The sequence below is a fragment of the Mycobacterium sp. Aquia_213 genome (genome assembly GCF_026625985.1).
In the GTDB taxonomy this organism is placed as follows: Bacteria; Actinomycetota; Actinomycetes; order Mycobacteriales; family Mycobacteriaceae; genus Mycobacterium.
On sequence record NZ_CP113116.1, the window covers coordinates 761109 to 779657 of the forward strand.

19 protein-coding genes are annotated in these 18549 nt (G+C 66.9%); 6 read left to right on the top strand and 13 right to left on the bottom strand.

The annotated features are described in order from the left end of the window. Positions 1-22: 22 nt before the first annotated feature. Both LMQ14_RS03675 and LMQ14_RS03680 read right to left on the bottom strand, forming a co-directional pair. Positions 23-1276 (bottom strand): HAD family hydrolase, encoded by a 1254-nt coding sequence (locus LMQ14_RS03675; RefSeq protein WP_267735330.1) that lies wholly within the window; start codon positions 1274-1276, stop codon positions 23-25. A 63-nt stretch (positions 1277-1339) separates the two neighbouring features. After that, positions 1340-2545, bottom strand: a complete 1206-nt coding sequence (locus LMQ14_RS03680; RefSeq protein ID WP_267733490.1) for an MCE family protein — start codon at positions 2543-2545, stop codon at positions 1340-1342. A gap of 19 nt (positions 2546-2564) precedes the next feature. Here LMQ14_RS03680 and LMQ14_RS03685 point away from each other — a divergent pair, with 19 nt between their 5' ends. From LMQ14_RS03685 to purM, 3 genes are all read left to right on the top strand, one after another. Beyond that, on the top strand, positions 2565-2954 hold the full coding sequence (locus LMQ14_RS03685; protein WP_267733491.1) for a sterol carrier family protein: 390 nt from the start codon (positions 2565-2567) through the stop codon (positions 2952-2954). Positions 2955-3089: 135 nt separating this feature from the next. Then, positions 3090-4616 carry an amidophosphoribosyltransferase gene (gene purF, locus LMQ14_RS03690; RefSeq protein ID WP_267733492.1) on the top strand — a complete coding sequence of 509 codons (1527 nt, stop codon included), beginning with the start codon at positions 3090-3092 and terminating at the stop codon, positions 4614-4616. Positions 4617-4687: 71 nt separating this feature from the next. Next, positions 4688-5782 carry a phosphoribosylformylglycinamidine cyclo-ligase gene (gene purM, locus LMQ14_RS03695; protein WP_267733493.1) on the top strand — a complete coding sequence of 365 codons (1095 nt, stop codon included), beginning with the start codon at positions 4688-4690 and terminating at the stop codon, positions 5780-5782. A gap of 63 nt (positions 5783-5845) precedes the next feature. Here the strand turns inward: purM and LMQ14_RS03700 are convergent, their stop codons facing one another. Then, positions 5846-6025, bottom strand: a complete 180-nt coding sequence (locus LMQ14_RS03700; RefSeq protein ID WP_267733494.1) for a DUF3073 domain-containing protein — start codon at positions 6023-6025, stop codon at positions 5846-5848. Positions 6026-6171: 146 nt separating this feature from the next. Further along, positions 6172-7266 (bottom strand): YgfZ/GcvT domain-containing protein, encoded by a 1095-nt coding sequence (locus LMQ14_RS03705; RefSeq protein ID WP_267733495.1) that lies wholly within the window; start codon positions 7264-7266, stop codon positions 6172-6174. A gap of 85 nt (positions 7267-7351) precedes the next feature. Here LMQ14_RS03705 and LMQ14_RS03710 point away from each other — a divergent pair, with 85 nt between their 5' ends. Beyond that, positions 7352-8224, top strand: a complete 873-nt coding sequence (locus LMQ14_RS03710) for an aminodeoxychorismate lyase (RefSeq protein ID WP_267735331.1) — start codon at positions 7352-7354, stop codon at positions 8222-8224. Positions 8225-8466: 242 nt separating this feature from the next. Here LMQ14_RS03710 and LMQ14_RS03715 read toward each other — a convergent pair whose 3' ends face one another. The 9 genes from LMQ14_RS03715 to lmeA all read right to left on the bottom strand — a co-directional run bounded on the left by LMQ14_RS03715 (position 8467) and on the right by lmeA (position 16565). Beyond that, positions 8467-9987 carry a sensor domain-containing protein gene (locus LMQ14_RS03715; protein ID WP_267733496.1) on the bottom strand — a complete coding sequence of 507 codons (1521 nt, stop codon included), beginning with the start codon at positions 9985-9987 and terminating at the stop codon, positions 8467-8469. 149 nt (positions 9988-10136) lie between these two features. Then, positions 10137-12512, bottom strand: a complete 2376-nt coding sequence (locus LMQ14_RS03720; RefSeq protein ID WP_267733497.1) for a hypothetical protein — start codon at positions 12510-12512, stop codon at positions 10137-10139. Between the two features lie 124 nt (positions 12513-12636). Further along, positions 12637-13302, bottom strand: coding sequence for an FABP family protein (locus LMQ14_RS03725; RefSeq protein WP_267733498.1), 666 nt, complete (start codon positions 13300-13302; stop codon positions 12637-12639). Positions 13303-13465: 163 nt separating this feature from the next. Then, the gene (locus LMQ14_RS03730) at positions 13466-13768 is read right to left on the bottom strand and encodes a DUF1416 domain-containing protein (protein WP_036471607.1); all 303 of its coding nucleotides are present in this window, start codon (positions 13766-13768) and stop codon (positions 13466-13468) included. Between the two features lies 1 nt (position 13769). Beyond that, positions 13770-14603, bottom strand: coding sequence for a sulfurtransferase (locus LMQ14_RS03735; protein ID WP_267733499.1), 834 nt, complete (start codon positions 14601-14603; stop codon positions 13770-13772). 38 nt (positions 14604-14641) lie between these two features. Next, complete coding sequence (locus tag LMQ14_RS03740) at positions 14642-15112, bottom strand: DUF4395 domain-containing protein (protein WP_267733500.1); 471 nt, start codon at positions 15110-15112, stop codon at positions 14642-14644. A 96-nt stretch (positions 15113-15208) separates the two neighbouring features. After that, positions 15209-15328: an Ms5788A family Cys-rich leader peptide gene (locus LMQ14_RS28255; protein WP_420714605.1), complete on the bottom strand. Its 120-nt coding sequence runs from the start codon at positions 15326-15328 to the stop codon at positions 15209-15211. Between the two features lie 5 nt (positions 15329-15333). Continuing rightward, positions 15334-15756: a thioredoxin family protein gene (locus tag LMQ14_RS03745; protein ID WP_267733501.1), complete on the bottom strand. Its 423-nt coding sequence runs from the start codon at positions 15754-15756 to the stop codon at positions 15334-15336. After that, positions 15753-16565: a mannan chain length control protein LmeA gene (lmeA, locus tag LMQ14_RS03750; protein WP_267733502.1), complete on the bottom strand. Its 813-nt coding sequence runs from the start codon at positions 16563-16565 to the stop codon at positions 15753-15755. The genes LMQ14_RS03745 and lmeA overlap by 4 nt, the downstream gene beginning before the upstream one ends. Positions 16566-16751: 186 nt before the next feature. Between lmeA and LMQ14_RS03755 the strand changes: the two genes are divergently transcribed. After that, positions 16752-17525, top strand: coding sequence for a winged helix-turn-helix transcriptional regulator (locus tag LMQ14_RS03755; protein WP_267733503.1), 774 nt, complete (start codon positions 16752-16754; stop codon positions 17523-17525). Continuing rightward, the gene (gene mshD, locus LMQ14_RS03760; protein WP_267733504.1) at positions 17522-18451 is read left to right on the top strand and encodes a mycothiol synthase; all 930 of its coding nucleotides are present in this window, start codon (positions 17522-17524) and stop codon (positions 18449-18451) included. Before LMQ14_RS03755 ends, mshD begins: the two co-directional genes overlap by 4 nt. The last annotated feature ends 98 nt before the right edge of the window (positions 18452-18549 follow it).

Genomic DNA, 18549 nt, shown 5'->3' on the forward strand with positions numbered 1-18549 from the left:
CCGGCATTGCCAGGCAACCGATTCACCCCGCGTGTACGCGGTCTTGCTGGTCTCCGACGACGCTGCCGTCGGGGCGCAGCAGCGGCGCATGGTCGCCGTTGGGTGCGTCGAAACCCTGTGTCGCGCAGGGATAGGGCGGGCTCACGCCCAGCGGGGTGATGAACATCGGATTGACCAGCCACCGTCCGTCCAGATCGGCGTAGGCCCGACACATCAGCTCGATCTGGTTGCGATTGATCGCCAGGCGCAGCGCGGTCGCGTCCGCGGTGAAGGTGACGTCTCCGTCGGAGTCGCCGGCCCCGAAGACCTGGCGCCGCTGCTCGGGCAGCTGGTCGAAGGCCGCCGTTCCCTGGACGCCGAAGACCTGTTCGTTGATCCGGCAGCGCTTGCCCTCGTTGTACGGAACGGATGGTTCCCCGCCGCAGGACGCCAATCGCGTGGTGAGGACGTCGCCGTCGTGTTCGGTGCGGGTACCCATCGCATGGTCGGCGGAGATTCCGAGATCGGCGGCCCAGACTCGCACCACCGGCTCGGGCGAGGCGGAGATGATCCGGACGTCAAATCCGTTGGCCTGCAAGGTGGCGACTAGGTCTCGCATCTGAGCGTAGTAGCGAATCCACCCGGTTTGACGGGTGCTGCCCACCAGTTGTTCGGTGCCCTCGGGCGCGTCGAGATTTTCCCGCCGGGCCGCTTCGGTGAAGCCGGTGATGTCGGCCTCGGTCCAGCCGGCCAGCAGTTGGGACCCCCAGGCGGCGGCGGGATTGATGCGTCGATGGTTGTAACCGGCGAATGCCGGTGCGCCCGTGCGGGTCTGACGATCGCTGGCTATCGAGACCAGCGCGTCGGCGCATCCGGCGTTGGTTCCCGTCGGCAACGGCTCACCCGGAGGGGCCAGCGCGCCGCAGGCGGATGACAGTTCCGCGGCCGCCGGCGGGGTGAGGTATTGGCTTGTCGCGCTCCAATTCCCGCTAGGGGGCTGACGCAGCTTCGAGTTGCGCACCATCCACAGAAATGTCGCGTCGCCGATGTCGTTCTTCACCATGGTGCCGTCCCAGTCGAACAATGCCACCGGCGCGTCGTCCGTCTCGGGCGCCAGCTTTCCGCAGCTGCCCAGCTTGCCGATCATCGCGTTGAGCCGGTCCCGGTTGTCGCCATACCAGCCGGGATCGCCGGCCAGGGTGCGACAGCCGTTGTCGCTAGCGTCGCCTTCGCGATGGTCGCCGGAGTCGCCACAGCCCGACACCGACAGTGACGCCGCGGTGATCGCTAACGCCATGAGTCGACGCGCGACCGTCGCCGCCCGGTAAGCGGCCAAGCGTGCGATTGTCATCGTCTCTCTTCAGGGGTTGATGGTGTTGTCGCCCAGTTGGCGGCCCCACACATACTCCACGGCAAGTGGTGAACCGACCTCGAAGTGGTTGTACGGGGCCACGCTCGCCCCAGTGTCCATGACGAGGTAGGGAGCAGGCCACAGCTCGCGGGTAATCGACCGCCAGCATCCCGGCCGCCCGCCGGGTCCGCCCCTGGCGTTGGTTCGCGGCAGGTTCTCGGGGTAGGTGTACGGATTGGGCGCACCCGCGATCGAGCCCGAGGAGTGGGCGCCCAGCGCATAGCCGTTGTCGCCGAGCGCAACGTGGAGCTTGGGTGCGACTTCGTTGAAATTGCGGATGGTGCAGAAGATTTCGGGGCTGTATTCGTCCAGCAGCTGGGCGGTGGGAATGAGATCGGTCGCCCCACGCGCCAGATAGGGTCCGCTACGGCCGAACACGTCGGCGCCGCTGTTGCCCAATCCCGCCGCCGCCAGCAGCGCCGCGTCCAGATCTCCCTGCTGGCGGTCGAGCGTCCGCGCGGTAGTCACCGCGTGCTCGAGCGCATCCCACAAGTCCGGCGCGGCATCGGCGTACGTGTCACCCAACGCCGCCAACCGCGCAATGTCGAACTGAATCATCGGCAGCTGCGGATTCACGTCGTCAAGGATCGCGTTGCCGTTGAGCAACGAGGCGCCGAATTTCTCCCCCAGTCCGGCCAGCGCCTGGGCCGTCGCGGACAGCGTCAGGTTCACCTTCACCGGATCGACCTTCTCGGTAATAGACATCAGTGTCTCGAACAAGGTGTTGAACTCAGTCGTCACTGCTGTCGCGTCGATCACCGAGGATGGCGTAATCGATTGTGGCGCTGGGTTCTTCGGTGAACTCAAGGCAACGTATTTGTTGCCGAACACCGTGCTCGCCTTCACTTCGGCCGCCACGTTGGCCGGAATCATGTTGACGTACTTCGGAGTCACGTCCAGCACCACTTTGGCGGCCGGCTTGCCGCCCCGGGTGATCTCGGAAATACCCGCCACGCGGCCGATCTCGACACCGTTGTACGTGACCTTGGAACCGGGATCCATCACCAAACCCGCGCGGGCGACCACCATGGTCAACTTCGTTTTCGGGGTGAAGTCTCCGCGAAACTGCGAATACAGGGCCAACCCGATGAGCCCCATGACCACGATCGTCACGAGGCCGACGGTTTTGTACGGTGGCCCGCGGCGCGGATCCATGATTCTGAGACCCTAAGGTATGGCCGCCCGTGATAGTGCCGATCCGGCCAAGACACGTCAGGTCCTCACGACCGTGGCGGACTGGCTGTGCGACGAAACCCGACCGGCACCGGATCGGGCCACACTGGCGACGGCGGTTCGGCTCACCGCGCGCACGCTGGCCGCACTGGCACCCGGCGCCAGCGTCGAGGTCCGGATCCCGCCGGTCGTCGCGGTGCAGTGCGTGGCCGGGCCGAAACACACCCGCGGCACGCCGCCCAACGTCGTGGAAACCGATCCGCGGACCTGGCTGCTGCTGGCCACCGGGCGGTTAACGCTCGCCGACGCGAAGGTTGCCGGATCGTTGACGTTATCGGGGGCCCGCGCGGGTGAAATTGACCACTGGTTGCCCCTGTTCCATATGGGCTGAATATAACCCTGAACTGCAGGTTTAGGGTGACACGCCGAGAACTTTGGCGCTCAACACGCCCAACAGATTCGCCCCCTGGGCTTACGTGCCCGTAAACTCCGTTACGTCACCACTCTCTCTAGGGAGCCGCCCACCGTGACCGTCGAGGAACCCGAGCAGGACCTGAACTCGCCCCGCGAAGAGTGCGGTGTATTCGGGGTCTGGGCCCCAGGCGAGGAAGTCGCCAAACTCACCTACTACGGCCTCTACGCGCTGCAGCATCGCGGTCAGGAAGCCGCCGGTATCGCCGTCGCCGATGGATCTCAGGTACTGGTCTTCAAAGACCTCGGCCTGGTCAGCCAGGTGTTCGACGAGCAGACACTGGCGGCCATGCAGGGCCACGTCGCGATCGGGCACTGCCGGTACTCCACCACGGGCGATACGACCTGGGAAAACGCCCAGCCGGTGTTTCGTAACACCGCGGCGGGCACCGGGGTTGCCTTGGGACACAACGGGAATCTGGTCAACACCGCTGAACTTGCCACCCGCGCGCGCGACGCGGGTTTGATCTCGAAGCGCTACCCGGCCCCGGCGACGACGGACTCCGACATCCTGGGCGCCCTGCTCGCCCACGGCGCCGCCGACTCCACCCTGGAGCAGGCGGCGCTGGAACTGCTGCCGACCGTGCGTGGGGCCTTCTGCCTGACGTTCATGGACGAGAACACGCTGTATGCCTGCCGCGATCCCCATGGGGTGCGGCCGCTTTCGCTTGGTCGCCTCGATCGCGGCTGGGTGGTGGCCTCCGAGACGGCCGCCCTCGACATCGTCGGTGCCTCGTTCGTTCGCGACATCGAGCCGGGTGAATTGCTGGCCATCGACGCGGACGGGGTGCGGTCCACCCGCTTTGCCAACCCCACCCCGAAGGGTTGCGTCTTCGAATACGTCTACTTGGCCCGGCCGGACAGCACCATCGGCGGTCGATCGGTGCACGGCGCCCGGGTGGACATCGGTCGCCGGCTGGCCCGGGAACGCCCGGTGGACGCCGACCTGGTGATCGGTGTGCCGGAATCGGGCACCCCGGCCGCGGTGGGATACGCGCAGGAGTCCGGTATTCCGTACGGGCAAGGCCTGATGAAGAACGCTTACGTCGGGCGGACATTCATCCAGCCGTCCCAGACGATCCGCCAGCTGGGCATCCGGCTGAAGCTCAACCCGCTCAAAGAGGTGATCCGCGGCAAGCGGCTCATCGTTGTCGACGACTCGATCGTGCGGGGTAACACGCAGCGTGCGTTGTTGCGCATGCTGCGCGAGGCCGGCGCCGTCGAGGTGCACGTCCGGATCGCCTCGCCACCGGTGAAGTGGCCGTGCTTCTACGGCATCGACTTCCCGTCGCCGGCCGAATTGATCGCCAACGCCGTCGAGGACGAGGAAGAGATGCTCGAGGCGGTGCGGCATGCCATCGGCGCCGACACGCTGGGCTACATCTCGCTGCGCGGCATGATCGCCGCGACCGAGCAACCGGCCTCACGGCTTTGCGCCGCCTGCTTCGACGGCAGGTATCCGATCGAGCTCCCCAGCGAAACCGCGTTGGGCAAGAACGTGATCGAGCACATGCTCTCCAACGCCGCGCGCGGCGCGGAGCTCGGCGATCGTGCGGCCGACGACGTTCCCGTCAACCACTGACGGAATTCACACCGGATCCTTCAAAGGCGTTTGATACCGGCGCGAAGCGCCTACCGGTAGCCTTTATCGCGATGACCGATCCCGGAAAAAGCCCCGGAGAAGAACCGGGCAGCCAGGGCATTACCTACGCGTCGGCCGGGGTGGATATTGAAGCCGGTGACCGCGCGGTCGATCTGTTCAAGCCACTGGCGGCAAAAGCCACCAGAGCCGAGGTCCGCGGTGGGCTGGGCGGGTTCGCCGGACTGTTCGCGTTGCGTGGCGACTACCGAGAGCCGGTGATCGCGGCCTCCACCGACGGCGTCGGTACCAAGCTGGCGGTCGCCCAGGCGATGGACAAGCACGACACCGTCGGCCTCGACCTGGTCGCGATGGTGGTCGACGACCTCGTCGTTTGCGGCGCCGAGCCACTGTTCCTGCAGGACTACATCGCGGTCGGACGAGCCGTGCCGGAGCGACTGAGCGCGATCGTCGGCGGCATCGCCGAGGGATGCGTACGGGCGGGCTGCGCGCTGCTGGGCGGCGAGACCGCCGAGCACCCCGGGCTTATGGAGCCCGACCACTACGACATCTCGGCCACCGGAGTCGGCGTGGTCGAAGCCGACGACATCCTGGGGCCCGATCGGGTCAAACCCGGCGACGTGATCATCGCGCTGGGGTCCTCCGGCTTGCACTCCAACGGATACTCGCTGGCCCGCACGGTGCTGCTCGAGATCGATCGGATGAACCTGGCCGGTTACGTGGAGGAATTCGGTCGCACGCTGGGCGAAGAGTTGCTGGAGCCCACCCGGATCTACGCCAAGGACTGCCTGGCGCTGGCCGCCGAAACCCATGTCCGCACGTTTTGCCATGTCACCGGGGGCGGTCTGGCGGGCAACCTGCAGCGCGTCATCCCGCACGGGTTGACCGCCGAGGTCGACCGCGGCACCTGGACGCCGGCACCGGTATTCGCGATGATCGCCCAGCGCGGCCGGGTCGCCCGCGAGGAGATGGAGAAGACCTTCAACATGGGCGTCGGCATGATCGCCGTCGTCGCACCCGAAGACACCGACCGTGCCCTGGCGATTTTGACCGCGCGCCACCTCAATTGCTGGGTGTTGGGGACGATCTGCAAGGGCGGAAAAGACGGCCCGCGCGCGAAACTGGTCGGGCAGCACCCGAGATTTTAAGGGCCTGCGCCTAGCTGGAAACAACACTGTGCCGATGCACGCGGCATCGGCACGGAGCAAGTTCTAGCGGCGCCAGTCGTCTTCGCGATCCCAAGATTCATCGGCGCCATCCAGCTCGCCGGACGGGTCCGCCTCGGACCCCGCCAGCTCGCGCTGAAGCCGATCGAAGTCGGTCTGCGGGGAGCTGTATTTAAGTTCTCGAGCAACCTTGGTCTGCTTTGCCTTAGCCCGGCCGCGGCCCATGGGGGAACCCCCTCGCGCAATAACGGAGCGGCCTAACAAGTAGGCGGCTCCGATCTCTGGTGTCGTTATTGTCCTGCCAACAGCTTACCGTGCCTTGCGGACGAGCGTCGGTGCCCCCTGCACGCCGTGTTGGACTTCAACGGACATTATCTCGTGCCGCCCCGCAACCGCTCGACGGCCAGCCGTCCCGCGCCAATCTGGTCGCCCGGCGGCAGCGAGTCGGCGTCGATGACGGCCGCGACCGAGGCCTCCGCGCCGGTGGTCAGTTCGGTGTCGGCAGGTATCCCGCGCTTGAGCAACGCCAGCGCAATCGGCCCCAGATCGACGTGATCGACGACGGTGCCCAGCCGTCCCACGGCACGCCCGCCCGCGAGCACCGCGTCTCCGGTCGACGGCCGGTCCACCGAGCCGTCGAGGTGCAACAGCGTCAGCATTCGGGGCGGTTTACCCAGGTTGTGGACCCGAGCGACGGTTTCTTGCCCGCGGTAGCAGCCCTTGTCCAGATGGACGGCCCCGGCGCCGGGACCACCGATCCAGCGCACCTCGTGCGGAATCGTGCGTTCGTCGGTGTCGACGCCGAGGCGCGGGCGTACCGCCGCGACCCGATGGGCTTCGTAGGCCCACACCCCGGCCGGCCGCACGCCGGCCTGCCCGAAGCGGCCTCGCCAGTCGGCCGAATCGCTACGCGGGACCAGCAGGTCGAGCTCGAGCTGGCCGGCGGTGGCGGCGGGCATCCCCCGCGCAAAGCCACCTCCGGCGAGCGGAATTGCGACCAGTTCGTCGGGCAGGGCGTCCAGGCCAAGCACGTCGAGCACCGCGCGGTCGGCCAGCCGGGGGCCGATCAGCGACAACACCGCGATGTCGGCGGCCGCGGGCGTGACGTCGGACCAGAACACCATCTTGGTCAGGTAGCCCAGCAACGGCTCACCGCGCCAGGGTTCGGTGTCCAGGTAGGTGACGCCGCCGAGTTCGGTCTGCAGCCAGTGGTCCTCGACCCGGCCCTGCCCGTCCAGGCTGAGATTCTGGGTACTGGCCCCGTCGGGAAGTTCGCTGACGTGCTGGGTCGAGATGTTGTGCAGCCAGCTCTGCCGGTCCGCGCCGGTCAGGGTGAGGACCGCGCGGTGCGAGCGGTCCACCAGCACCGCATCGGTCTCGGCCGCGCGCTGCTCGCTGAGCGGATCGCCGTAGTGCCAGATCGCGCCGGCATCGGGTCCGGAATCGGGTGCGGGTATGGCAGTCACACGTCAACTCTACGGATCTAGGCGCGCCCGGCGGCGCCCCTCACCGCGACGGCTAGGCTCTGTCGGCATGGCAGCCCAGACGGGTGTGATCGTCACCCTCGACGGCGAAATACATCCGCCCGGCACCCCGCTCCTGCACGCCGACGATCTCGCGGCCGTCCGGGGCGACGGTGCCTTCGAGACCCTATTGGTCCGCGACGGCGGGGCCTGTCTGGTCGGGCCACATCTGCAGCGCCTGACCCAGTCGGCCAAATTCATGGATCTGCCCGAGCCGGACCTTCCAAACTGGCGGCGCGCGATCGACATCGCCACCCGGGAGTGGGTCGCCGGCTCGGCCGACGAAGGCGCATTGCGGTTGATCTACAGCCGCGGGCGTGAGAGCGGTTCGGAGCCCACCGCGTACGTGATGGTCAACGCCGTCCCGGAACGGGTTGCCGCGGTTCGCCGTAGCGGGCTCGCGGCGCTAACGCTGGACCGAGGGCTACCCGCCATTGGCGTCGGCGAGATGCCGTGGTTGTTGGCCGGCGCGAAAACCCTGTCGTACGCGGTGAATATGGCCGCGTTGCGGCACGCCGCCCAACAGGGCGCCGGCGACGTGATTTTCGTCAGCTCGGACGGCTACATCCTGGAAGGCCCGCGCTCGACGGTGGTGATCGTCACCGATTCCTATGCCGGCCCGGACAGTAACCCGTGCCTGCTGACGCCGCCGCCCTGGTATCCGATCTTGCGCGGCACCACGCAGCAGGCGCTGTTCGAGGTGGCGCGAAGCAAAGGCTACGACTGCGACTACCGCGCGCTGCGCGTCGCGGATTTGCATGCCGCCCAAGGGATCTGGCTGGTGTCCAGCATGACCCTGGCGGCTCGCGTACACACGCTCGATGGTCGTCCGTTGGGTCGATCACCGATGACGGAGGACTTCGCCCAACTGGTCGACGCCGCGATCGTCAGCGATCGCTGAGCGCTGAATTGTGTTGTCGGCACGCACAGCGGCGGGTACGGTCGGCCGTACACAGGGAAGGAGGTGGTCCGCGAAATTGATAGCTTCATGGACATGTGAGGTGGCTACGCGCTAGCTGCATTGGCTCGGAAGAGCTAGCGATCTACGCGCGCTGGCGAATTCCCCGTAGCCACCCGGCCCCCGAGCTTCCCGGTCTGTCCAACCAGGATCCTTGCTCGGGGGTCGTTCCATGTCGTGGGCTGTTAAGCCCCGATCTTCGCCGAGATCTTCTCGGCGATCTTGCCCGCCTCGCCGGTCCCGACCTCGGGGCCGCAGGTGCTCACGTCGATGACCATGCTCCCCGCCGCGTGCAGCACGTGGTGGCAGGTCTTGGCGTTGTCGGCCCGGGTGCGCTGTTGGGCGATCTTCGGCGCCTCCCCGGTGACGTCGGCGAACGCCCAGTCATAGGTGTGGCCGTTAAGCGTCTCGGTCACCGTCTTTCCGGCGCACGCTTTCCACTTGTCCGCCGCGGCCGCGACGAATGCGCCGGCTTGATCGGCCGACGAGAACGACGCGACCGCCTCAATGATCCGGTGCACCTGGTCTTGTCCGGAGGTGTGGACTATTTGGCCACTGATCGCAGTGAAGCCGGCGGCTCCCTGGTATCCGGCGGCCACCCCGGATTCGTAGCCGCCCGCGCATTCCGGACTCGACAGCGACCACTTGGGACTGCGCAGCTGATTAAATTTCTCGCCGGACGCCAGATTCGGGTCGGTCACGATCGTGCCGACCTCGGCGGCGCCGATCAGATAGGCCTCCAGCTTGGATGCCGGACCCGAATCCGGGGCCGGAGCCGGTCCTGAATTCACCGACGAATTCGCGCTCGTGCCGGCCTTCGGGGCAGGCTTGGTCTTGCCTCCCTGAGTCGCCACCACCACGACGATCGCGATCACGGCGATGACGGCCAGTGCGGCACCGCCGATAATGAGCAGCCGTTTGTTCGACCCGCCGCCGGTCGCCGCGCCGCCGCTCACCGCGGTCGGGGCAGTGACCGCGGTGGCTGCGGCAGGGGGCGCCGCGGCAGCCGGAGCCGGGGCGTTGGCGGCGGCGCCTTCCGGCGAACCGTCCTTGGCCTCGATTTCGGACAGCACGTTGTCGATTTCGCTTCGGGTGCGGTACGTGACGTCATGTCGCAGGCGCAACATGCGCAGCAGTTGCGCGATGTCGCCGCGGGCACTGGGATCGTCGCCGTCCTCATCGAACCCGGACCGCAGCTCGACCAACAGCTGAAGCTGCTGCTGCGGGCTCAGTTCTTTTTCGGCGAGGGTGTTCCCCAGCCGCGTGATGTAGCCGAACGGCACCGGGGGCTCTTCGGGCAGCGGGTTGGGCAACGGCACCGGCTTGCTGCGCAGCGCGTGCACCGCGGTGACCAACTGGATGCCGGCGTCAACGCTTGGTTCCCGGTAGTCGATGATCTGCAATGCGGCAAGGGGATTCACGCGCATGCTGTCGACGTCGCCGATCCGTACGGGAAGGATCGGCCGGCCCAAAGCTTGGGCGTAGCGCAGCTCCGCCTGGCTCGGCTTGGATTGCAGCCAGTTGCTCGACAGCGCAACGATGAACACTTCGCAGTCACGGATCTGCTCGAGGATCTTGGCCCACCACGAGTCGCCACCACCGAGCTCTTGGTCGAACCACACCTGGTTCTGCCCGCGCCGAAGGGCGGTGGTCAGGGCGTCGACCGTCGACCGATCTTGGCTCGAGTAGCTGATAAACAGCGCCATCGCAGTCTCCTAGGGTGAAGAGCGAACGAACTGGAGCGAAAGCCTGCCTGCGCGACCCTTACGCACATGCGCCGATACCGTATCAGTGTTGAGTCCCTTCACGATGCGCTAATTTTCAGCGCAATTTTGGGTCGGCAACACGCGACCGCTTACCCGTCGCAGCCGTCTTTGGCATGCGCTTCTTCGGGCGGCCGGTATTCGGTGTAGCGCCGTGCGAACTCGTCACCGGGGACCGGCCACTGCTCACCGCTGGCTCCCCGCACGACCCAGTCGCCCTCGGCGGCGTTGGTGGGCCCCTCCAGGGTGTTGATGGTCTCGCCCGGGTAGGCCGGGCGGGCTTGGACCCGCCCCTTACGTTGCCATTGCCCGTCGCCCGCGGGCTCGTAGGTGTCCCGGAAGATATCGTCGCGCACCGACCAGACCTTGCCGTCCTCCGAGATCGCCCAGTCGCCCGCATCGGCGCGCATCGCGTGTCCCGAGTCCGACGTCCAAGTCCATGGCGCGCTTCGTTGTTCGGCAGCGACCGTCCCCACCCGGGTGAAGGATTGCCATAGCGGACGCGAGCGAAAGCCCAGCTGGCGCAGGCTCCATAGCGTGCCCGCCAGACTCCGTACCGCGGCGTTGAGCAGATCCGGGTCGCTTTCCACCACCGACCAGTCGACGATCTTGTTGTGGATCTTGCGTGAGTCGTCGCGTGGGACACCGTATTTCCAGCCGTTGCGCCGGTAGTAACGGCACCAGTCTTCGTGCTCCGCCTGGGCCATCTGCAGCGACGAGTGGTGGTCGAAGCCCATCAGCGCGAGCTGTTCGGTCGGCGCCAGCCCCGACATCTCGCTGCCGGACAGCTGGGCGGGCGGGCTGCCCCAGGTATTCCAGGTGTGCCCCGCGATCTGCTCCACCATCCACAATGCGTTGCGGACCTGGCGCCGGTTGGATCCGCGGTAGAACTCGTCGAGCTCGGCCCAGGGCACGGCCGCCGCGCCACGCGGCCAACTGGGGTCAATGGTCGAGACATAGCGCTCATGGATCAGCCGAGCCGCGCGCTCCCAGGCGTCCTGAACCTGACCCTCTTGGGTATCGAGCACCAGCGAATAGGACTGCAGCCGGCCGACGACCTGAACGGAATCGTCGCTGATGCTGGTGTTGAGGTCCGAGGCATAGATGGACATGTCGGGGAAGCGGGCCGCCAACCGGGCGGCGGTGGTCCCGGCATGCGCGTCCACGAAGATCACCGCACTGGTCGCGGGGTCGACGTCACCGATCAGCTTCAGCATGGTCGGGATCGTCGGCGCCTCCGCGACCGCGTCGATCGTCGGTCCCTCCGACATGAATCCGGCTTGCTGACGGTGGAACTCGTGATCGTGCAGGTAGTCCTCGGCGTCTCTTTCGACCAGGGTCAGCGCGGGCAACGCGACTGCGCCGGGCGGAGTGTAGAAGTCGCGTTCCAGGGCGCGTTGGGTCAGGTCCGCGCACAGCGCGAGTGTCAATTGTGAAGTGCCGCAGACGAATACGTGCTTCGCGCGCCCCGCTGCGATAATGCTGTCGAGAAGCCGGCCCGCGGTCACCTCGTATTTGCCGACCACGTCGGCCGCCCATCGGGTATCCGATCCGCCGAACTGCTGGGCGCGCCACGCCTGGGCCAGCCACGGATCGTCCATCCGCACGATGAGTGGTAACCGCTGCTTGTGCGCGATTTCGGAGAGTCGGCGACTGATCTGGTCCAGCCACATCAGGTTGAGCGCCGGGTCCGGTGCCATCAGGTAGAGCCGAGAAAGGCGTCGCCACAGCCGAAGTGACACCAGGGTCGACGGCGTGTTGAAGTCCACCAGCACCACCCGGGCGCCTTGGCGGCGGGCCCGTTGCACGCGGTCGTCGCTGGCGCCGGTGATGACGACCAGGGTGCCGCGCCGGTCCAGCGTGCGGGCGACGGCACTGATCATCGATTGCGTGTCGTTGTCGATACCCACCACGGCCGTGACGGATTCGGCCCAGTTGGCCCGCATCCGGTCCACCTGTGACCGGAAGACCCCGACCACCGCGCCGCCCAATCCGGTGAAGATCGCCGACAGCGCGGCGATTCGGGCCAATTCCAGGCCCACCGGCGTGGTGCTCGGGCAGGTGTGCCCGCCCACGGAGAAGTCGCCGGTGCCGCCCTTGACCAGACTGGCCGTCGCCATCAGGGGAGTGAAGAGGGCGGGATGGTTGGCGTCGTGACATCCCCAGTAGGAGCTGAGTCCCAGGATCGCCGTCATCGGGACCAGGGCTGCAATCAGGCTGAACGAAACTCCCACTGCCCGGTGGCTGCTGCCCGAGCGGAAATTCAGCACGGATGCCCAGATCAGCACGATGACAACGACTCCGAGCGTCGGCATCGATCCCGGCCGGCCGAACCACCCCAGCCATGGCGGAAAAGAATCGTCGATGGAAGGCCGCAGAGCCAGTAGGGCTAGATAGAGGACGAGGAGCACACCGACCGCGGTGACGGTCCAACGCAAGATGGGCGAGGGTGCCCTCGTGGGACGCATCCGCCGATCTCCCTTCGCGCGGTATCGGCTGCTCGGACGTCGAACAGTACACGCAAAAGATCGGCCGAAGGCAATGGTTTGGTGCGAGCGCCCAAATACCTACGCGGGCAACAGCAGCGGGCCGTTAGCCGACGAACCGGGACAGCCGCGCCGACAGGTGCGGGACCAGTCCGCCGTCGGCGTCCACCCGCTCCTCGACGTAGGCAAGGTCGCCGCCCTCGACGATGCCGTAGAGGCGCTTGGCGCCGCCCACCAGAACGCCGGATCGGCTGCGGGCCAGGGCATCGGTCACCAGCTCCCACGACGACTGGTTGCGGGGGCGCCCATAGAAGAGTTCGACGTAGCCGGACGAGTGGGCGAGCAAAAGCTCGATGGCCGTGGATTCACTCAGGTCGTCGGGATCGAGGACAAAGCGCCAGAAGCCGGTCTCGCGCAGGCCGGGCGCCTGGTAATTGCCGTCGGTGTCGAGCCGCCACGATCTGGCTTCCCAATTCAGGTAGTCGCCGCCGTCGTGGGAGACCACGATCTGCTGGCCGAATCGGTAGTCGCCGTCGGGTCCGCGGCCCTCGCCCTCACCGCGCCACACGCCGACCAGCGGCAGCAGGGCGAGCAGCGCGTCGTTGAGGTTGGCGCCTTCGCGCAGGTTCGCGGTGTCGGCCGGGACCGGCAGATCGTCGAAGGCGGGAATGTTGCGGGCGGCGGTCACCTTGGCGCGTTCGGCGGCGGCAGCGACCGCGCGGTCGCTAGACGCTGCAGAACCGGCCGGTCCCTCAGGGTCCTCGTACGTCACGACTCGTCGGTGATGAGCCGGTAGAGGGTGTACAACGCAAACCAGGAGATGACCACGACTGCGGCGACCAGCATGATCTCGAAGAAGAGCACCACGCTAGCGAGTCTATTCGCCTCGCGCCATCAGCCGCGCTTCCGGGGGATCCCGGTCACGGCATCAGCGGTCAGGCGATCTTGACGTCCACTTCGTGGATACCGGCGCCCGACGGCGCGACGACGGCGTCACCGTTGCCGGCCTTGGACAGGGCACGCAGCGTCCACGCTCCCGGTGCCGCGAAGAACCGGAAGTCGCCGGTGGCCGACGCGACGACCTCTGCCGTGAACTCGTCGGACGAGTCCAGCAGGCGGACGAACGCGCCACCGACGGCTTGGCCGTCGCGGTCCACGACGCGCCCGGTGATCACGGTTTCCTTCTCCAGGTCGACGCTGGCCGGCAACGTCTGTCCTTGCCTAGGTGCAGAGCACATATCAGCTTCCCAACTCGATCGGGGCGCCCACCAGGGAGCCGTATTCCGTCCAACTGCCGTCGTAGTTCTTGACGTTCTTGTGCCCGAGTAATTCCTGCAGAACGAACCAGGTGTGCGACGAACGTTCCCCGATCCGGCAGTACGCAATCGTTTCCTTGGTGCCGTCCAGGCCGGCGTCGGCGTACAGCTTGGCCAACTCCTCGTCCGACTTGAAGGTGCCGTCCTCATTAGCGGCCCGGCTCCATGGCACGTTTATCGCTCCCGGAATGTGTCCGGGTCGCTGGCTCTGCTCCTGCGGCAGATGCGCCGGCGCCAGGATCTTGCCGGAGAACTCGTCGGGGGAGCGCACGTCGACGAGGTTCTTGGCGTTGATGGCCGCGATCACCTCGTCCCGGAACGCCCGGATCGTGTTGTCCGGCGGGGCCGCAGTGTACGAGGTGGCCGGCCTGCTGACGGTGTCGGCGGACAGCGGGCGTCCGTCGAGCTCCCACTTTTTGCGGCCGCCGTCGAGAAGCTTGACCTGCGTGTGGCCGTACAGCTTGAAGTACCAGTAGGCGTAGGCGGCGAACCAGTTGTTGTTGCCGCCGTAGAGGATCACGGTGTCGTCGTTGGAGATGCCGCGTTCGGACAGCAGTTTGGAGAACTGCTGGGCGTCGACGAAGTCGCGCTTGACCTGGTCCTGCAGGTCGGTGCGCCAGTCGAGCCTGATCGCGCCGGCGATGTGGCCCCCGTCGTACGCACTGGTGTCCTCGTCGACCTCGACGAACACGACGTTCGCGGTGTCGAGGTTTTTCTCAGCCCACTCGGCGGAGACCAGGACGTCGGAGCGTGCCATGGTTGGGGATCCTTTCGATTACTTGCGATGAACTTCGGTTACGCCGGACCGGCAGTCGGTCGTAGGCGAACCACGAGCGGGTAAAGCTGGCAGCCCAGGCAGATGCCGAAGGCCGCATTCAGGAACGCCGCCACCAGCGCGAAAGCCGTCGCGATGACGCCCACCAGGGGCGCACCGACGGCGAATCCGGCAGTACCGACGATCGCGAAGATCAGGCCGACCAACTGGGCGAACTTCAGGGGAGCCACCGGTTCGCGCTCTTTGACCGGGCCCAGCCGAGGTGCCACCAGGGTGGCGAACAGGCGGCCGTAAGGGTGCCGGCGCGGGCCGCCGAGAGCACCGATCGCGAAGACAACGGCCTGCAGACCCAGAATGATCGCGGCCGCCAGCGGGCTCACCGCCGAGACGATCAGCGTCGCGACCAGGACCGCGGTCGTGACCCAGGCCGCGAATCTGGGTCCACGAACGTCGACGCGGTCCAGCTGGGCGCTGGTATTACTGCTTGACACGAAATACTCCTATTTGCCTGTTGCACGGAAGAAGTGGAGACACGCCAGGATGGGGCTCCGGGCTGCTCCGAGTGCTGCGCGTGCGGGCGCGGCTACTCAGCAGCTACAGCAACAGCGACAACAACAACCCGCGACGCGGCACAGATCGACTGCGCGGCGCTTGGTGAGCATGAGCTCCATGCGGGATGACACGTCGGTCAGCTTACCCAATGACATCGCGATCAAGCCAACAGCGGTTCGAGCGCGGAGCGCAGGTCGGCGGCCTTGGGGACGCCCGATGTCCGGTAACGCTGTCGTCCGTTGACGTCGAAAATCAGGGTTGTCGGCAACGACAGCACCGAAAAGCGCCGCGCAGCTGCCGGGTTGGCGTCGATGTCGACTTCGACATGTGCCACATCGCCCATGTTGTCGCACACCTGGTCGACCACCCGGCGTACCCGATCGCAGGGTCCGCACCACGGTGCGCTGAAATGCACGACGGTCGGCCCGGTGCTGGACAGGCCCAGGTCCGCGGTGTCGACGCCGGTGCTCTGGCGCGGGCCCGAATCAACTTCTTTGATCGCACCGGAGCGCCGGGTCATCAGCCAGCCGACGACCGCCGCTAGGGCCAGAGCCCCGACTATCGCAACGACGACGGTTGTCATGATTGGTTAAACCCTTCGAGGGTCACGGTTACTCCCGTGGTGATGCCCTCGATGATCACGTCCGAGCCGCGTGCCCCCACCGTGCGCGGCGCCACGCCGAACGGAAGCCGTTGATTGGGCAGTCTGGCGGTGAAGGCGTGCAGCACGGCGTCGCGCTTGTCGTCCGGAACGGTTTGGTTGGCGGTGTCGGGTCCGGTGAGGATGCCGGTCGGGGTGAACACGAGTGTCGCCGGGTCGTCGGGCGCGATCGAAAGGTCGACCGAGACGCTCACCCGGTGGTCGAAGTTGATCGATTTCGGGGTTCCGCTGAACACCAGCCCGTGGTTACCTGAAATGCCCGATTCGGTGGTACCGCCGGTGGCGTCGTTGGTCTCGGCGGGTGGCGCCTCCACCATCAAATCGTCCATCCCGAGGTACCGGCCCAGGTGTGTTGAGTCGAGGATGATGCGGCTCTCCAGCTTGCCCACCGGCAGCTTCGCGTCGGGTCTGATCAGCCACGACGCGTAGGTCAGGTCGATCGAGTGCATGGTGGCTTCGAGGGTGGCCTTGCCCGTCGGCGCGTGTTCGATGCCGTTCGCCTTGATTTCCAGCTCGTGGTAGTGGCGGTGCATCGCCTCCGGAATGAACGGGAAGGCCAGGATGGCCACGAACGGATCCGACCCCAGATTCGCCGCCGTGCGCACGTTGCGCGACAGGCGGTACTCGGCGTAGATGCTGGCGCCGTAGTCCACCCCGACGGTGCCGCCGACGATCACCGCCGCGGCGGACACCGCGGCGATCACACTGATCAGCAGCCTGCGCATCCGCATATTGTGGCGTAGTTCGCCGCGGTGTGCGGCGGGGGATTCCGGTCCGGATTACCTCGTGGCGGGGCTCACAGTAGCTACCAAGGACACGCACAAAGGCCAGGTGGCACGTTATCGTTACATTGCCTGGCCACTAACGCCACGTGGCTTTATGAATCTGGGAGATGCCTTTCCCACGAGCTGGAGGGGTTGTTGGAGCTACTACTACTGACCTCTGAGCTGCACCCGGACCCGGTCCTACCGTCGTTGTCGTTGCTTCCCCACACCGTGCGGACAGCGCCGCCCGAGCCCTCCTCACTACTGGAGGCGGGGACCGCGGACGCGGTTCTCGTCGACGCGCGCACCGATCTGTCGGCCGCGCGCGGGCTTTGCCGTTTGTTGAGCACCGCGGGCCGGTCGGTCCCGGTCATCGCGGTCGTGGCCGAAGGCGGCCTGGTGGCGGTCAGCGCGGACTGGGGGCTGGATGAGATCCTGCTGCCCGGCACCGGGCCCGCCGAGGTCGACGCGCGGATACGGCTGGTGGTCGGTCGCCGCGGTGGGCTGGCCGACCAGGAGAGCGCCGGCAAGGTCAGCCTCGGCGAGCTGGTGATCGACGAAGGCACCTACACCGCGCGGCTGCGGGGCCGTCCGCTTGACCTCACCTACAAAGAGTTCGAGCTGCTGAAATACCTGGCTCAACATGCCGGCCGGGTGTTCACTCGCGCCCAGCTGCTGCACGAGGTGTGGGGATACGACTTCTTCGGTGGCACCCGGACAGTCGACGTGCACGTACGGCGGTTGCGGGCCAAACTCGGACCCGAGTACGAGGCACTGATCGGCACGGTCCGCAACGTGGGCTACAAGGCCGTTCGTCCGGCGCGCGGACGAGCACCGATCCCTCCGCCCGACGACGACATCGAAAGCGACGAGCCCGACGCCGAGAATCTGGAAGACCCGCTGGCCGACCCGCTGCGCAGTCAGTGACGTGGTCGGACCGGGGCCCTGACTGGCGCTCTGCACTGACCGCCGAAGAGCAGCAAGGCGTACGTGAACTGGTCGCGGCGGCAACCGAATTCGATGGGGTAGCACCCGTCGGCGAGCAGGTTCTTCGGGAACTCGGGCACGACCGCACCGAGCACCTGCTGGTCACCAGCGCCAACACCATCGAGGGCTACCTCAATCTCAGTCCGCCCCGTGACGGCGGCGACGGGATGGCCGAATTCGTCGTCCATCCGCGGGCCCGCCGGCGTGGTATCGGCACGGCGATAGGACGGGCGGCGATCGCCAAAACCGCTGGAAGTAACCGCTTTTGGGCGCACGGCACGCTGGAGCCTGCCGCCGCGACCGCGGCGGCGCTGGGTCTGATCGCGGTGCGGGAGCTCGTCCAGATGAGACTGGTGCTCCAGGGGATCCCCGACCCGGTGGCCCCGGTTCCCGGCGTGCGGGTCCGTACCTACGCGGGTACCGACGACGACGCCGAGCTGCTGCGGGTCAACAACGCCGCGTTCGCCGCACACCCCGAACAGGGTGGGTGGACCGCGGCCGACCTGGCCGAGCGGCGCAGCGAGCCGTGGTTCGACCCAGCGGGTTTGTTCTTGGCGTTCGACGACGCGGATCGGCTGCTGGGCTTCCACTGGACCAAAGTGCACCTCGATCAACCGCGCCTGGGCGAGGTGTACGTCCTCGGTGTCGACCCGTCGGCGCAGGGCCGCGGGCTGGGGCAGATGTTGACGGCCGTCGGCATCGAGTGGCTGGCTCGACGCCTCTCGGGGCCGCCAGACCCGGGCGACGTCACCGTGCTGCTCTATGTCGAGGCGGACAATGTCGCCGCGGTTCGGACCTATCGGCGCCAGGGATTCACCACCTACAGCGTCGACACCGCGTACGCGCCGGCGCCGACCGCCGGGTGAGGAGAAAGCGCAGGCAGAAGTGGCGTGCCAGCTGACAATTCACCGCACGTTCACCGCTTAGGCACTCTTGTGAACGGGGCGTCAGCGCATAGTTTCGA

Bases quoted from the DNA above. Each gene is read 5' to 3' on its own strand.
- LMQ14_RS03680 (WP_267733490.1), bottom strand. From the start codon at position 2,545: ATGGATCCGCGCCGCGGGCCACCGTACAAAACCGTCGGCCTCGTGACG.
- purM (WP_267733493.1), top strand. From the start codon at position 4,688: ATGACCGATCCCGGAAAAAGCCCCGGAGAAGAACCGGGCAGCCAGGGC.
- LMQ14_RS03675 (WP_267735330.1), bottom strand. From the start codon at position 1,276: ATGGCGTTAGCGATCACCGCGGCGTCACTGTCGGTGTCGGGCTGTGGC.
- LMQ14_RS03685 (WP_267733491.1), top strand. From the start codon at position 2,565: ATGGCCGCCCGTGATAGTGCCGATCCGGCCAAGACACGTCAGGTCCTC.
- LMQ14_RS03715 (WP_267733496.1), bottom strand. From the start codon at position 9,987: ATGGCGCTGTTTATCAGCTACTCGAGCCAAGATCGGTCGACGGTCGAC.
- LMQ14_RS28255 (WP_420714605.1), bottom strand. From the start codon at position 15,328: ATGTCATTGGGTAAGCTGACCGACGTGTCATCCCGCATGGAGCTCATG.
- LMQ14_RS03730 (WP_036471607.1), bottom strand. From the start codon at position 13,768: ATGTGCTCTGCACCTAGGCAAGGACAGACGTTGCCGGCCAGCGTCGAC.
- LMQ14_RS03700 (WP_267733494.1), bottom strand. From the start codon at position 6,025: ATGGGCCGCGGCCGGGCTAAGGCAAAGCAGACCAAGGTTGCTCGAGAA.
- LMQ14_RS03735 (WP_267733499.1), bottom strand. From the start codon at position 14,603: ATGGCACGCTCCGACGTCCTGGTCTCCGCCGAGTGGGCTGAGAAAAAC.
- LMQ14_RS03720 (WP_267733497.1), bottom strand. From the start codon at position 12,512: ATGCGTCCCACGAGGGCACCCTCGCCCATCTTGCGTTGGACCGTCACC.
- lmeA (WP_267733502.1), bottom strand. From the start codon at position 16,565: ATGCGGATGCGCAGGCTGCTGATCAGTGTGATCGCCGCGGTGTCCGCC.
- LMQ14_RS03745 (WP_267733501.1), bottom strand. From the start codon at position 15,756: ATGACAACCGTCGTCGTTGCGATAGTCGGGGCTCTGGCCCTAGCGGCG.